The organism is Pseudooceanicola sp. HF7 (assembly GCF_011806405.1).
Lineage (GTDB): Bacteria > Pseudomonadota > Alphaproteobacteria > Rhodobacterales > Rhodobacteraceae > Pseudooceanicola.
In genome coordinates, this window is sequence record NZ_JAATOW010000008.1 from 1 (window position 1) to 13,113 (window position 13,113).

Below are 13,113 nucleotides of genomic sequence, written 5' to 3' on the forward strand. Positions count from 1 at the left end.
AGCCTCTGCCCCGGAATGGATCGGAAAGACCGCGTCCATCCTCGTGAGCCGGAACACCTTGTCCACGTTGGGGCGCAGCGTGGCCAGCTCAAGCTGCGCACCGCTTTCCAGCTGTTTCATCGCCGCGACGATCGCACCCAGCCCGCTGGAATCGATGAAATCGACCTGCGCAAGATCCAGCACGATCCGCCCGCTCAGCCCGCGCGTGATCTCTCGCATGAGGTCCTTGAACTGGATCGCCACCGCGGCGTCGATCCGCAGGGCATTGACCGTGACGATTGTCACGCCGTCCGTGGTGGTGGTCGTCAGATCCATCGCGGCACCTTCCGGTTTCTGGTCCTTGCTGGACAGGCTAGGGGGCATTCCTTACCAATCCGTGGACATGAGCCTGTGACCGGACCGGAGACCCAGATGAGCCCCCAGACCCTGAAAGTGGATTACCGCGAACTTGCCGCCGCCATCGCCTCCCTCACGGAGGGGGAAACCGATGAGGTCGCGCTGATGGCGACCCTGGCTTGCGAAATCCACCACTCCGACCAGCGCTTTGACTGGACAGGCTTTTACCGGGTGACCGAACCGGGGCTGCTCAAGATCGGGCCCTACCAGGGCGGCCACGGCTGCCTGGTGATCCCGTTTTCACGCGGGGTCTGCGGCGCGGCAGCCCGGAACGGGGAAACCCAGCTTGTCCCGGATGTAGAGGCCTTCCCCGGCCATATCGCCTGCGCCAGCTCCACCCGGTCCGAACTGGTGATTCCCGTGCGCAACAAGGCCGGGCAGGTCATCGCGGTGCTGGATATCGACAGTGACCAGCCCGATGCCTTCACCGCAGAGGACGACCGCCAGCTTTCGGCCATCCTGGCCTCTGTCTTCGGGCGGCTGTGATGCTGCGCGGCTCCTGCCTGTGCGGGGCGGTCCACTGGGAAAGCGGCGCCCCGGCGCGGGCGTCCCATGCCTGCCATTGCAGCCAGTGCCGCAAGACCTCGGGCCATTATTGGTCCGCCACCGCCGTGCCGACCGCAAGCCTGACCATCACCGGATCGCAGGCGCTGCGCTGGTACGCCAGTTCCGCCCAGGGGCGTCGCGGTTTCTGCGCCACCTGCGGATCCTCGCTGTTCTGGCAGATCGAGGGGCAGGACATGACCTCCATCGCCTCGGGCTCCATCGATGGTCCCTCCGGTCTGATCACGGAACGTCACATCCACTGCGGCTCAAAGGGCGATTACTACGAGATCGAGCCCGGACCGCAGCAAATCCCCTGACTCACCTCCTCCATGGACCTCGGTCGCGCCAGGACGTAGAGGTTTGCCATGTCAGACAGCTACAACCCGCCCGATACCCCGCTTTCCGTCCTGCACGAGGATCACGAGATCCTGGTCGTCGACAAGCCCAGCGGCCTGCTTTCCGTGCCGGGCCGGGGCGAACACCTGGCCGATTGCCTGATCCGCCGCGTGCAGGCGGCCTTTCCCACGGCGCTGCTGGTGCACCGGCTGGACCGGGATACCTCCGGCGTCATGGTCTTTGGCCTGACGCCCCATGCGCAGCGCCACTTGGGCCTGCAATTCGAACACCGCCGCACCAAGAAGATCTACGTCGCCCGCGTCTGGGGCAAGCTCGAACCGAAGACCGGAGAAGTCGACCTGCCGCTTTGCGTCGACTGGCCCAACCGCCCGCGCCAGATGGTCGATCATGAAAACGGCAAGCCGGCGCAGACCGAATGGAAAGTGGTCAAGACCTCTGACAGCGAAAGCCGCGTGCGGCTGTTCCCCAGGACCGGGCGCTCTCACCAATTGCGCGTGCACATGCTGGCCCTGGGCCACCCGATCCTGGGCGATCCCTTCTATGCAGAGGGTGCGGCGCGGGACTTTCCCCGCCTGATGCTGCATTCGGAAGAACTGCGCCTGCTGCATCCCGATGGTGGCGAAGGCATGCGGTTCCGGGCCAAGGCCCCGTTCTGAAAGGCCCGTTCCAGGCCCTCACTTGCGCAGGATGCGATCCGTCAGGTTCTGCCGCCCGGCAATCACCGGGGCCAGGGTCTCTGCCAGGGCCGGATCGCGCGCTTGCAGCAGCTCCAGCTCATCCAGGCGATTGGCGGCGACCAGCGCCAGCACATCGACCCGGGCCGCGCCGCCGGCGTCCCGGGGCAGGGCGGTGACGGCCTGGACCTTTTCCGAAAGGGCCTCGGGCAGCAGGGCGCGCAGGGCCCCCTGGGACAGGTCGGTTTCCGCGAAGGTGTAGATCCCCACGCCCTTGCCGGGCTGAGCATAGGTGGCCAGCGCATGGGCGCGGATGCGCCCGTCCGCCTCCAGAAGGCGGGCGATCTGATCGCCGTCGCGCTCGATCCGGTCTTCGGTGCCCTCGCCATCGGACCAGTCCAGCAGGCGGCGGGTGACGAAATTGTAGAGCTTCTTGGCGGTGGCCATCCAGATCCGGCTGGGCAGGGCCTTGCGGTTCAGCATCGCATGTTCGGACGGGGTCAGAAGATCCGGCGCATAGGCGCGCTTCTGCTTCAGCAGGTGGCGCAGATCCTCGCGGGCCATGGTCCGGAACAGCGGGCCACGCAGCCGGTGGACAGAGGCCAGCTGGAAATCGATCACCGCCGCGCCGCCATCCGGGCGCTGCAACCAGTTCTGCGGCTTGGCGATATCGTTATGGGTGAAGAAAAGGCGCATCATCTCGCGCAGCAGGCGCTGGGCGTCGCGGGAAAAGGCAGCAAAGGAAGGAGAGGAAAGGGGCAAGGGCGTGCCCTCTGAACAGTCGCGAAGGATGCCCTCGCGGTCATAGCGGATCAGCTCCGGGCAGCCCTCGATCCCCTTCACGGCGCGCAACCCGCGCACCTCGCGCCGGGCCAGGTAGCGCGCGACGGGCCAGGACCACCAGGGCAGCTCATCCAGCTTGCGCAGCGCAAGCTTTCGCTCCGGCGCATCCGACAGGTGGCCTGTCACGGTCTCCGAGAAGGGATCGCGTTTCAGGACCGTGACGGGAATGAACTGTGGCTCGGACAATGGCTTTTCCTGCGGCTTTCCCAGCATCTAGCGCGCCCGGCCCCCCCGGAGCAAGCCCGGCCCCTTCCCCTTGCCCGCGCCGCGCCCTAGACCTTGCAACATATCAAAGGAAAAGGACCCGCCATGGCCAAGATGATCCACTCCATGATCCGCGTGACGGATGAAGCCGCCTCGCTTGATTTCTACCGCCGGGCCTTCGGGCTGGAAATCGCGGAGAAGCTCGATTTCGAGAATTTCGCGCTGATCTACCTCTCCAATGCCGAAACAGATTTCGAACTTGAGCTAACCGTCAACAAGGGCCAGCAGGAGGCCTACGATCTGGGCAATGGCTATGGCCACCTGGCCGTCTCCGTCGCGGATCTGGATGCGGAACACGCCCGCTTCCTCAAGGAAGGCCTTGCGCCGCGCGACATCGTCGCCTTCGCGCCCGAAGGCACTCTGATCGGCCGCTTCTTCTTCGTGAAGGATCCCGACGGATACGAGATCGAAGTGCTGGAGCGCAGCTGCCGCTTCGCCTGACGCCCCCTTTCTTCTTGCCAGGAAACTCTGGGGGGAACGTTTGCCGGCCCCCGCGGAGGGGGCCGGCAAACGTGGGGGGCAAAGCCCCCCGGCGCCATCGAAGACCGGGACACCCGGATGACATCAGGCCCGGGGCAAAAATATGGGCCCCGCGCGATCCGCACGGGGCCCATTCCTGCTGTCTGTCAGGCCCGGTCAGGCCGGTTCGACATCGCTGTCCCAGCCAGAGACGGCCTTCACTTCCATGAAGTCCTCAAGCCCCCAGACGCCACCTTCACGACCCAGGCCAGAGGCCTTCATGCCGCCAAAGGGCGACCCGGCGCCGCGGGACTTGCCGTTCATCTCCACCATGCCCGAGCGCAGCGCGCGGGCCATGCGGTTGCGGCGCGCGCCATCGGTGGACTGGACGTAGTTTGTCAGCCCGTAGGGAGTGTCATTGGCGATCTCGATCGCCTCTTCCTCGGTGTCGAAGGGCATGATCGTCAGCACCGGGCCAAAGATCTCTTCCCGCGCGATGGTCATCTGGTTGTTGGCATCCGCAAAGACAGTCGGGCGCACGAAGTAGCCTCGGTTGAAGCCCTCGGGGCGACCCGGACCACCGGCGACAAGGCGCGCGCCTTCGTCGATGCCCTTCTGGATCAGGCCCTGGATCTTGTCGAACTGGGCGGCATTGACCACCGGGCCGATATGCTTGCCCTCGTCATGGGCCGAGCCGACGGTGACTGCATTGGCGACCGCTGCGGCCTCTTCCACCGCGGCATCGTAGATCTCGCGCTGGACCAGCATCCGCGAGGGCGCGTTGCAGCTCTGGCCGGTGTTGTTCATCATGTGCAGCACGCCGCGCTTCACAGCCTTGTCGTCGGCATCGGCGAAGATCACGTTGGCGCCCTTGCCGCCCAGCTCAAGGTGAACCTTCTTGAGCGTCTTGGCGGCATTCTGGGCAATCGCGGTGCCGGCGCGGGTGGAGCCGGTGAAGCTGACCATGTCCACGTCCTCGTGGCCTGTCAGCGCGGTGCCGGTCGTGGCGCCATCGCCGTTCACCAGGTTGAAGACACCCTTGGGCAGGCCGGCGGCATCGATGACCTCGGCAAAGATCATGGCGTTCAGCGGGCTCTCTTCAGAGGGCTTCAGCACCATCGTGCAGCCCGCGATCAGCCCGGCGATCACCTTCAGCGTGATTTGGTTCAGCGGCCAGTTCCAGGGCGTGATCATGGCGCAGACGCCGAAGCCCTCGTAGACGATCCGGTCATCGGGGGCATGATCGCCCAGCGGGCGGGTGAACTTGAACTCCTTGGCGGCATTCAGGAAGTTGGTCGTATGGGCGAAGCCCGCGCCCCACTGGCTGTTGCGGGCCAGGTCGATCGGCGCGCCCATCTCGGTAGAGACCGCCTGCGCGATGTCCTCGCGCCGCTCGGCGTAGATCTCCAGGATCTTTTCCACATAAGCGATGCGCTCTTCCGGCGGGGTCGCCATCCAGTCGGGGAAGGCGGCCTTAGCGGCGGCCACGGCGTCATTCACGTCTGCCTCACCGGCGACGGAAATGACCGCGCAGGGCTCTTCCGTGGAGGGGTCGATCACCTGGTGGTCGCGCGGCTGCGCCGGGTCCACCCAGGCACCATTGATGTAGAACTGGCGTTTCTCGATCATCGTGATCTCCTGACTTGCGCGGGACGGTGCCCCGGTCATTCGGGCCTGTATTTCCGCAATGCGGACCATTCTTTCACAGGCTTCCCAGCCACTCTGGCACCGCCATGCAAAAGGCGCAATCCCCCCGTAGCGGCATCCAGTCGCGGCACCGTGAGGCCTGTCCGCAGCGCCCCGGCAAGGCCGCCGCGCGGGTGGGGCGCACCGGCCTCACATGGCACTCAGGTGACAGGTGTGCATCTGACGCAGGTCTCAGGGGGTGCAATCGGCACGCAGCGCACCTAGGTTCTGTGCCAACGCAACCTGTGAACCGGAGGACACGCATGTCTCTGCGTATCAATGATACCGTACCCGATTTCACCGCCCAGACCGACCAGGGAGAGATCTCTTTCCACGACTGGATCGGTGACAGCTGGGCCATTCTCTTTTCCCACCCCAAGGACTTCACGCCCGTCTGCACGACAGAGTTCGGCGCCGTGGCGCAGCTGGCGGCGGAATGGGAAAAACGCGGCACCAAGGTCATCGGCGTTTCCGTCGATGGCGTGGAAGAACACCAGAAATGGAAAGGCGATATCCAAAGCGTCGCCGGCGCGCCCGCGTCCTTCCCGATCATCGCCGATGGCGATCTGAAGGTCTCCAAGGCCTTCGACATGCTCCCGGCAGAAGCCTACCTGCCCGATGGCCGCACCCCGGCAGACAGCGCCACCGTGCGCTCCGTCTTCATCATCTCGCCGGACAAGAAGCTGCAGCTGACCATGACCTACCCGATGTCCGTGGGCCGCAACTTTGCCGAAGTGCTGCGCGCGCTGGACGGGCTGCAGGCCACCTTCGGCACGCCGATCGCCACGCCCGCCAACTGGGAAGTGGGCCAGGACGTGATCGTGGCCCTGTCCCTGGATGACGCGGCCGCGGAAGAGAAATACGGCACGCTCGACAAGAAGCTGCCCTATCTGCGCTTCGCCAAGTCGCCGCTCTGACGGTGCGGGCCGGCCCCTTCGCGGGGCCGGCCACCCCCCATGCTGGGTTTCCTTTTCGGTCGCAAATCGCCCTTCGTGCCCCCCGAACGCTGGCAGGAGCTGCCGGCGGGCGATGAGAGCCTGCGCATCAACCGCGCGCTCGAGGACTGGGAAGAACGGTTCGATTTCGGCGTGCTCTGCCGCGTGACCCTGCCCCGGCCCGGCAGTGATCCGGGCATCGTGGAAGACCGCCTGCGCACCCTTGGCGCGGGCAGGGGGCGCGCGGTGCTGGCCGTGGTGAAGGCCACGCCCCGGGAGGTGACCTACCTGGCCTACGCGGCCTCGCTGCATGAGGCCGGCGCGCTGCGCAAGGCGCTGCTGGCGGAGCATCCCGCGCTTGCCTTTACGGTGGAGCGGGACAATTTCTGGCAGGTCTACAGGGAGCTGCTGCCCCTATGAACCCGCCGGCACCGCGATCTTCTGCCAGCCGTCCGGAATGATATCGGGGTTGGAAAGCTCTGCCTTGCCGAACCAGCGCGACGGGGCCATGACCCGCTTGCCGGGGGTGGCATTCAGCCAGGCGCCCCACCAACTGAAGGAGCTGTTGGCGATCACGTTGTGCCGGCACAGCGACATCAGCCGCATGTCCTCGTAATCCGCGTCTGCCCCGTTGTGATCCACGAAGACGGGCGTGCCCGGCAGCTTGAGGTTCTCCCGCGCCCAGTCGGGTTCATCGGAAAAGACATAGATGACCGGCTCGCCGTCCAGCTGCGGCAGAAGCTCGGCCAGGGCCGCATCGTAGTAGGCCTGCCCGCAGATCACGTGGGAGGCATTACTGACGTAATCCCCCCGCCGCAGGTGCAGGGAAACCGAAAGCCCGCCCGCGATCTGCTCTGCCAGTTCCGCATTGCGACCCTCTGGCGGCGGAAAGGCGAAATCGGCGCGGATTTGTTCGGCGGCATCGGCGAAGTACTTCTCCGATTGCCAGTAGCCGTGCAGGTAGGACTCGTCCGGGGCCGCCAGGACCGCCGGGTCAAAGCCCAGGCCCTTTTCGCGCCAGTACTTCGGCTTGCTGCCGAAATGCCGCCACAGGGTATAGGCCAACGGGCGGTCATGCTTGGAAGGGGGCATGCGCGCGGGCTCTGAGCGGTGCAGATCGAAGATCCGGCTCAGGCTCTTTTCGCCCCGCGCCAGGGCCAGCCGGTCATCCACCACCAGGCCGACGCCGCGCCGCTTCGCCAGCGCCCGCCCCACGGCATATTGGAACATCTGGTTGCCGGTACGTCCGTGAAACCGCGTGTAGATCATGCCTCGCGCGACCTCCGGGCAATGGCCGCCCGGTAGCGGCCGCGTTTCCAGGTGCGCGCGATCTCTGACCAGAGGGTCTTCTTGCGCTGGATGGTGGAGCCGCCGTGATCCTCGGCCGCGCTGCGGATATGCGCGGGCCAGAGCGTCAGGCTGTCCACCCCGGTCTCCCACCGCATCTGCAGCCAGGTGTCCACGGGCCTGTCGAAGGTGCTCGAGGCCTCAAGCAGCCTGGCCGCGGCATCGCTGCCCAGCAGGTAAAGCGCCGCCGTCAGGCCGATCACCTTGGGGCGGAACAGCTTGACGCCGCCCGCCTCTGCAATGACTTTGCCCGGCTCTTCGCGCGGCGACATCGGAAAACGGATCAGGCTGTCCGGCCCGCCGTGCGCCATGGCCAACTCAAGCGCCTTGGGGAAATCCGCGCCCAGCACCACGTCATCCTCGGCCACCAGGCCGAAGGGCGCGCCGGAATCGCGGATCCGCTCCCAGGCGGCGCGATGGGACAGGAAACAGCCGATTTCAGAGGGCATCAGGCCGAAGGGATACTTTGGCTTGAGGCGGGCGCGGGTGATCTCGGCCACGGCCTCATGGCTCATGGCCCGCCCGTTGACCGCCGGCACGACATGCAGATCGGGCAGCCCCTCTGCCAGGGCGTCCACAAGGGGCTCCCGCGCGGTGCTGCTATCAAGGTGAATGACATAGGACTGGACCATCTCGCCTGCTTAGGCGTGAATCCCGCGTCGGTCCAGCCCCGCCGCACGCGCCGCCGGCGGATCCGTGCACGGGCTCGACCCCCGTAAGGGGGGCTCGCCCGTTGTCGGCTGGCGCCTCCCGGACAAGCCGTTCCCGTCGGCGCCTAGGCGGCGGGCCCTGCCCCTGCGGAACCATCCCCATTTGACTTGCGGCGCGGCAGGCCTACACTCTTTCCATCCCGAAGGAGTGATGCACATGGCCGGTGGATGGTCCCGTGACGGCGCAGTCAGCGAACAGATCGAAGCCTCGATCAACGACGAACTCAACCGCCTGAAGGCGCGGCCGGCGCCGCAGGGCGAAAGCCTGACCCATTGCGCCGAATGCGAAGAGGAAATCCCCGAGGCGCGGCGCCTGGCCCGCCCCGGCGTGAAGCTTTGCATCGATTGCCAGACCGAACGCGACAGCCGTTTCCAGGCGCGCGGCGGCATCAACCGGCGCGGCTCCAAGGACAGCCAGCTCAAGTAGCCCAAAAGAAAAGGCCCCGCTTTCGCAGGGCCTTTCCGATATCCGCAGAGGGCGCGGGCTTATTCAGCCGCGTCTTCCTTTGCAGCTTCTTCACCGGTCTCCTGGTCCACGACCTTCATGGACAGGCGCACCTTGCCGCGATCATCGAAGCCGACCAGCTTGACCCAGACTTCCTGGCCCTCTTTGAGGACGTCGGAGGGGTGGTTCAGGCGGCGGTTCTCGATCTGGGAGACGTGCACCAGGCCGTCACGCTTGCCGAAGAAGTTCACGAAGGCGCCGAAATCGACCAGCTTCACGACCTTGCCCTTGTAGATCTTGCCTTCTTCCGGCTCTGCCACGATCGAATAGATCATGTCGTAGGCCTTCTGGATGGCTTCACCGTCGGACGAGGCGATCTTGATGATGCCGTCGTCGTTGATGTCGACCTTGGCGCCGGAGGTTTCCACGATCTCGCGGATGACCTTGCCGCCGGACCCGATCACTTCACGGATCTTGTCGGTCGGGATCTGCATGGTCTCGATGCGCGGCGCATGGGCAGAGAATTCCGCGGCACCCGAAAGCGCCTTGTTCATCTCGCCAAGGATGTGCATCCGGCCTTCCTTGGCCTGGGCCAGGGCGGTCTTCATGATCTCGGGCGTGATGCCCTGGACCTTGATGTCCATCTGCAGGGAGGTGATGCCCTCGGACGTACCGGCAACCTTGAAGTCCATGTCGCCCAGGTGGTCTTCGTCACCCAGGATGTCGGTCAGGATCGCGTAGTCGCCATCGTCTTCCAGCACCAGGCCCATGGCCACACCGGCAACGGCGGCCTTCAGCGGAACGCCTGCATCCATCATGGACAGCGAGCCACCGCAGACGGACGCCATGGAGGACGAGCCGTTGGATTCGGTGATCTCGGACACGATGCGGATCGTGTAGGGGAAATCGGTGGCGGCGGGCAGGACAGCCTGCAGGGCGCGCCATGCCAGCTTGCCGTGGCCGATTTCACGACGACCCGGGCCGCTGACGCGACCGACTTCACCGACCGAGTAGGGGGGGAAGTTGTAGTGCAGCAGGAAGTTCGACTTGAAGTTGCCGTGCAGCGCGTCGATGAACTGTTCGTCATCGCCGGTGCCCAGCGTGGTCACGACCAGGCCCTGGGTTTCACCACGGGTGAACAGGGCGGAACCGTGGGTCCGCGGCAGGATGCCGGTCTCGGCCACGATCGGGCGCACTTCGTTGGTGGCACGGCCATCGATGCGGCGGCCGTTCTTGACGACATCGCCACGCAGAACGCCGGATTCCAGCTTCTTCAGCGCAGAGCCCAAGTTGTCATCGGCCAGCTGCTCTTCGGTCAGGGAAGCCTTGATCTCTTCCTTGGCGGCGGCAACGGCGGTGGTGCGCTCCTGCTTGTCGGTGATCGCGTAGGCGGCGCGCATCTTCTCTTCACCGGCGGCCTTCACGGCTGCGAACAGGTCGGAGTAATCCGGCGGCGTGAAGTCGAAGGGCTCTTTCGCGGTCTCTTCGGCCAGGTCGATGATCAGGTCCACGACGGGCTGGATCTGCTCATGGGCGAAGGTCACGGCGCCAAGCATCTCTTCCTCGGTCAGCTCGTAGGCTTCCGATTCGACCATCATGACGGCGTCCTTGGTGCCGGCCACAACCAGGTCGAGACGCTGCTCGGGGTTGTTGCGCAGGCCCTGCATGTCGTCGACAGAGGGGTTCAACACGTAGTTGCCTTCGGAGTAGCCCACGCGGCAGCCGGCGATCGGGCCCATGAAGGGCGCGCCAGAGATCGTCAGCGCGGCAGAGGCGGCGATCATGGCAACGACGTCGGGGTCGTTTTCCAGGTCGTGGCTCAGCACGGTGCACATCACCAAGACTTCGTTCTTGAAGCCGGGCACGAAGAGCGGGCGGATCGGACGGTCGATCAGACGCGCGGTCAGGGTTTCTTTCTCGGTGGGGCGGGCCTCACGCTTGAAGAAACCGCCGGGGATCTTGCCCGCGGCGTAGTATTTTTCCTGGTAATGAACGGTCAGCGGGAAGAAGTCCTGGCCTTCTTTCTGCTTCTTGGCAAACGTCACGTTGGCCATGACGGAGGTCTCGCCCAGAGTGGCGATGACGGAGCCGTCGGCCTGACGGGCAACCTTGCCCGTTTCCAGCGTGAGCGTTTCGTCGCCCCACTGCATCGATTTCGTTGTCACGTTGAACATCGGTGTATCCTTACGGGGAGCACTCCCGGGCCTTCCCGGGTCTCCCGTTTGCATGGCGGCCCCATTGCCGCCGACCCCATCATCCTTTGCTTCACGGCGCGGGGGTCTGCGCGCCACGTCTCAGATGGGCGGGCCATACAGGAAAACAGGCTCCGAGGGAAGGGTATTCACATCCGCCACCCGCCGCAGGGCGCGCAACCTTCGGCTGAAATCTGCCCCGGGGTCCGCGCAACCGCAGCCTGAAAGGGCGCGCGGGACCAGTCGCTGGCCCTCCCGGCGCCGGCCCCTTGCGTGCAAGGGCTTACGGGGTACTGCGGATCACTCCGCGTCGGCGTCTTCCAGGCTGGCCAGGTCCCTTTCCAGCGCCTCGCGGAAGGTCTCATGGGGGAAGGGCTTGAGCAGGGTCCGCCCCACGCTCATCCCGCGCCCCTCTGCCATCATGCGTGCGCCGATCGCATGGGCATTTCCGCCATCGCTCATGAAGCGGATCCGCAGGGGGCCTTCATGCTGGCTGAGCGGGCCGATCAACTCCGATCCGTCGCCCTCTTCCAGGTGGATGTCGATATAGGCCAGAACCGGCCCTTCAAGACCCGCAAGGGTTGCAAGCAGGCCGGGCATGTCCGGGCAGGAATGCACGTGAAACCCTTCGGCCAGGCCCGTGTCGGCCAGGACTTCCCTCAGCAGTGGCTGGTCCTGCAGGATCAGGACGTGGCAGGGCCGCGGTCTGTCAGTCAAAACGTTTGTCTTTCCCTCAAACATCGCAGGGGCAGGTGTTTCGGGCCCCTCGTGTCTGTCCAAAGACTAGGCCCGCGCCCTTTTGCCTGCAAGCAGGGATTGCATTTTCGGAAGGTTTCGCCACGTCGGCGCGAGTCAAAATGAAGCGGCTGCACTCGGTCGCGGCTGGTCGAATCGGCCCCGCTTGCCCGCTGCCCCTGTCGGTGGGCGGGCTCTGCCTGCGATTGCAGGGATCACTGACCCGGCGGCGCAAAGACTGCCTTGAGGCACCTGCAAAGGCCCCCATGAAACCGCCCCCACAACGCAAAACGCCCGCCTCCTTTCGGAGACGGGCGTTCCAACCGGCGGTCTGCGATATCAGCGACGCAGGCCGAGGCGCTTGATGAGGTCCTGGTAACGGCCCTCGTCCTTGCCTTTGAGGTAGTCGAGCAGCTTACGACGCTGGGCAACCATCATCAGCAGGCCGCGACGGCCGTGGTTGTCTTTCTTGTGCGTCTTGAAGTGCTCGGTCAGCGTCGCGATGCGCGAGCTGAGGATGGCAACCTGGACTTCGGGCGAACCGGTGTCGCCTTCCTTGGTGCCGTATTCCTTGATGAGGCGTTGTTTTTCTTCAACGGTGATCGACATCGGGATCTCCTGTGTTCAGAGGGTTGGGGCGCAAGCCGGGATGTCGTCCAGCAAGGTCCATGGATGTCCACCGCCCCGGCAGGACCGGTTCGGAAGATTGCGCGCTGATAAGGGATTCGGCGCGGCTTGGGAAGCGGAAACTTCAAGGTTTCATGGGGCACAGCCTGCCGATCGTCCCCTTCGGCCTGCGCGATCCGTCAGGCCGGCCTGCCGCGCCTAAACTCCTCCCGTCGAATCTCCCCGCGCCGGATCTCTGGCTCTCGGGTCAGGCGGATGTCGGTCTGCTCCAGGGCGGCTGGGCCGCTCAGCACCGCGATGCAGGAGCCGTCGGCAAAGATGCGGGTCAGGCCGGCCGCATCATCGGGGCGGATTTCGATGACGGGCATGGGCGCGCCCTCGGGGTAGCTCAGCTCCAGCCGGTCGACACTGCCGGCAAGCCGCGCGATTCGGGTGACCGAGCCTGCCCCCACGGGGTGATCGCCAAGCCGGATCACGGCCCGGCACCGGGCACGTTCCTGCGTCTCGATCGCGTGCCGGATCGCGCCGATCCGCGCCAGAAGCGTATCCCGCCCCGGCATCGCCCGACCCTGACGTGTCATGCTGATCCTTCCCCGGAAGCGCTCCGTGTTGCCCATGTCACCCCTCCTTCTTCGCAGGGTTTGTCGCATGTCGGGGGCGGGCAAGTCATAGTTAAACTGCTGTAAAGGTGAAGCTTTGGTTAACGCCCGCGTCCGGCGGACCCACCCGTCGCGGCAAGGTTCCGCTGCGCGGCTGGGGGTGGCCTTAGGTAACGGAGACGGGAATTGACCTTCCCGACACCCCGGCGGTAAGGCTGCGCCGTGAGCGGAAACCGCGGTTCACAATTGAAGACACGTCATGATCGGGGCGGACCGGCTTGGAATATCGAAACCTTGC

Annotated in this window: 16 protein-coding genes; 7 read left to right on the plus strand and 9 right to left on the minus strand. The window is 65.4% G+C overall.

Features of this window, described 5'->3' with window-relative positions:
• On the minus strand, positions 1-315 hold a 315-nt coding region (locus HCZ97_RS06230), incomplete at its 3' end, for an STAS domain-containing protein (protein ID WP_167687950.1).
• A 96-nt stretch (positions 316-411) separates the two neighbouring features.
• Between HCZ97_RS06230 and HCZ97_RS06235 the strand changes: the two genes are divergently transcribed.
• From HCZ97_RS06235 to HCZ97_RS06245, 3 genes are read left to right on the plus strand one after another with little or no spacing between them, the layout of a single operon-like run.
• Positions 412-882 (plus strand): GAF domain-containing protein, encoded by a 471-nt coding sequence (locus HCZ97_RS06235; RefSeq protein ID WP_167687826.1) that lies wholly within the window; start codon positions 412-414, stop codon positions 880-882.
• Positions 882-1,259 carry a GFA family protein gene (locus tag HCZ97_RS06240; protein WP_167687827.1) on the plus strand — a complete coding sequence of 126 codons (378 nt, stop codon included), beginning with the start codon at positions 882-884 and terminating at the stop codon, positions 1,257-1,259. Before HCZ97_RS06235 ends, HCZ97_RS06240 begins: the two co-directional genes overlap by 1 nt.
• 48 nt (positions 1,260-1,307) lie before the next feature.
• Complete coding sequence (locus HCZ97_RS06245; RefSeq protein WP_167687828.1) at positions 1,308-1,955, plus strand: RluA family pseudouridine synthase; 648 nt, start codon at positions 1,308-1,310, stop codon at positions 1,953-1,955.
• An 18-nt stretch (positions 1,956-1,973) separates the two neighbouring features.
• Here HCZ97_RS06245 and HCZ97_RS06250 read toward each other — a convergent pair whose 3' ends face one another.
• Entirely contained in the window at positions 1,974-3,002 is a 1,029-nt protein-coding gene (locus tag HCZ97_RS06250) for a serine/threonine protein kinase (protein WP_217701731.1), read from the minus strand.
• Positions 3,003-3,125: 123 nt separating this feature from the next.
• Between HCZ97_RS06250 and HCZ97_RS06255 the strand changes: the two genes are divergently transcribed.
• The gene (locus HCZ97_RS06255; RefSeq protein ID WP_167687830.1) at positions 3,126-3,521 is read left to right on the plus strand and encodes a VOC family protein; all 396 of its coding nucleotides are present in this window, start codon (positions 3,126-3,128) and stop codon (positions 3,519-3,521) included.
• Positions 3,522-3,716: 195 nt separating this feature from the next.
• Here HCZ97_RS06255 and HCZ97_RS06260 read toward each other — a convergent pair whose 3' ends face one another.
• Positions 3,717-5,168: an aldehyde dehydrogenase family protein gene (locus HCZ97_RS06260; RefSeq protein ID WP_167687831.1), complete on the minus strand. Its 1,452-nt coding sequence runs from the start codon at positions 5,166-5,168 to the stop codon at positions 3,717-3,719.
• Positions 5,169-5,488: 320 nt separating this feature from the next.
• Here HCZ97_RS06260 and HCZ97_RS06265 point away from each other — a divergent pair, with 320 nt between their 5' ends.
• Together HCZ97_RS06265 and HCZ97_RS06270 are read left to right on the plus strand one after the other, a co-directional pair.
• Positions 5,489-6,142 carry a peroxiredoxin gene (locus HCZ97_RS06265; RefSeq protein ID WP_167687832.1) on the plus strand — a complete coding sequence of 218 codons (654 nt, stop codon included), beginning with the start codon at positions 5,489-5,491 and terminating at the stop codon, positions 6,140-6,142.
• A gap of 39 nt (positions 6,143-6,181) precedes the next feature.
• Complete coding sequence (locus HCZ97_RS06270) at positions 6,182-6,580, plus strand: hypothetical protein (protein ID WP_167687833.1); 399 nt, start codon at positions 6,182-6,184, stop codon at positions 6,578-6,580.
• Here HCZ97_RS06270 and HCZ97_RS06275 read toward each other — a convergent pair.
• Together HCZ97_RS06275 and HCZ97_RS06280 are read right to left on the minus strand one after the other, a co-directional pair.
• Positions 6,575-7,429: an alpha-1,2-fucosyltransferase gene (locus HCZ97_RS06275; protein ID WP_167687834.1), complete on the minus strand. Its 855-nt coding sequence runs from the start codon at positions 7,427-7,429 to the stop codon at positions 6,575-6,577. The two genes, HCZ97_RS06270 and HCZ97_RS06275, sit on opposite strands and share 6 nt — an antisense overlap.
• Positions 7,426-8,139, minus strand: a complete 714-nt coding sequence (locus tag HCZ97_RS06280) for a glycosyltransferase family 25 protein (RefSeq protein ID WP_167687835.1) — start codon at positions 8,137-8,139, stop codon at positions 7,426-7,428. The genes HCZ97_RS06275 and HCZ97_RS06280 overlap by 4 nt, the downstream gene beginning before the upstream one ends.
• A gap of 235 nt (positions 8,140-8,374) precedes the next feature.
• Between HCZ97_RS06280 and HCZ97_RS06285 the strand changes: the two genes are divergently transcribed.
• A complete protein-coding gene (locus HCZ97_RS06285) occupies positions 8,375-8,644 on the plus strand; it encodes a DksA/TraR family C4-type zinc finger protein (protein ID WP_167687836.1) in 270 nt (89 codons plus the stop codon).
• Positions 8,645-8,703: 59 nt separating this feature from the next.
• On the opposite strand, the gene pnp is transcribed toward HCZ97_RS06285, so the two are convergent.
• From pnp to HCZ97_RS06305, 4 genes are all read right to left on the minus strand, one after another.
• Positions 8,704-10,836 carry a polyribonucleotide nucleotidyltransferase gene (pnp, locus tag HCZ97_RS06290; RefSeq protein ID WP_167687837.1) on the minus strand — a complete coding sequence of 711 codons (2,133 nt, stop codon included), beginning with the start codon at positions 10,834-10,836 and terminating at the stop codon, positions 8,704-8,706.
• Between the two features lie 318 nt (positions 10,837-11,154).
• Positions 11,155-11,571 carry a response regulator gene (locus tag HCZ97_RS06295; RefSeq protein ID WP_167687838.1) on the minus strand — a complete coding sequence of 139 codons (417 nt, stop codon included), beginning with the start codon at positions 11,569-11,571 and terminating at the stop codon, positions 11,155-11,157.
• 357 nt (positions 11,572-11,928) lie between these two features.
• Entirely contained in the window at positions 11,929-12,198 is a 270-nt protein-coding gene (gene rpsO, locus HCZ97_RS06300; RefSeq protein ID WP_167687839.1) for a 30S ribosomal protein S15, read from the minus strand.
• A 197-nt stretch (positions 12,199-12,395) separates the two neighbouring features.
• A complete protein-coding gene (locus HCZ97_RS06305; protein ID WP_167687840.1) occupies positions 12,396-12,797 on the minus strand; it encodes a hypothetical protein in 402 nt (133 codons plus the stop codon).
• Between the last annotated feature and the right edge of the window lie 316 nt (positions 12,798-13,113).

Excerpts from the sequence above, each read along its gene's own strand:
- HCZ97_RS06235 (WP_167687826.1), top strand. The coding sequence starts at position 412 with ATGAGCCCCCAGACCCTGAAAGTGGATTACCGCGAACTTGCCGCCGCC.
- HCZ97_RS06240 (WP_167687827.1), top strand. The coding sequence starts at position 882 with ATGCTGCGCGGCTCCTGCCTGTGCGGGGCGGTCCACTGGGAAAGCGGC.
- HCZ97_RS06245 (WP_167687828.1), top strand. The coding sequence starts at position 1,308 with ATGTCAGACAGCTACAACCCGCCCGATACCCCGCTTTCCGTCCTGCAC.
- HCZ97_RS06255 (WP_167687830.1), top strand. The coding sequence starts at position 3,126 with ATGGCCAAGATGATCCACTCCATGATCCGCGTGACGGATGAAGCCGCC.
- HCZ97_RS06260 (WP_167687831.1), bottom strand. The coding sequence starts at position 5,168 with ATGATCGAGAAACGCCAGTTCTACATCAATGGTGCCTGGGTGGACCCG.
- HCZ97_RS06265 (WP_167687832.1), top strand. The coding sequence starts at position 5,489 with ATGTCTCTGCGTATCAATGATACCGTACCCGATTTCACCGCCCAGACC.
- HCZ97_RS06270 (WP_167687833.1), top strand. The coding sequence starts at position 6,182 with ATGCTGGGTTTCCTTTTCGGTCGCAAATCGCCCTTCGTGCCCCCCGAA.
- HCZ97_RS06275 (WP_167687834.1), bottom strand. The coding sequence starts at position 7,429 with ATGATCTACACGCGGTTTCACGGACGTACCGGCAACCAGATGTTCCAA.
- HCZ97_RS06280 (WP_167687835.1), bottom strand. The coding sequence starts at position 8,139 with ATGGTCCAGTCCTATGTCATTCACCTTGATAGCAGCACCGCGCGGGAG.
- HCZ97_RS06285 (WP_167687836.1), top strand. The coding sequence starts at position 8,375 with ATGGCCGGTGGATGGTCCCGTGACGGCGCAGTCAGCGAACAGATCGAA.
- pnp (WP_167687837.1), bottom strand. The coding sequence starts at position 10,836 with ATGTTCAACGTGACAACGAAATCGATGCAGTGGGGCGACGAAACGCTC.
- rpsO (WP_167687839.1), bottom strand. The coding sequence starts at position 12,198 with ATGTCGATCACCGTTGAAGAAAAACAACGCCTCATCAAGGAATACGGC.
- HCZ97_RS06305 (WP_167687840.1), bottom strand. The coding sequence starts at position 12,797 with ATGACACGTCAGGGTCGGGCGATGCCGGGGCGGGATACGCTTCTGGCG.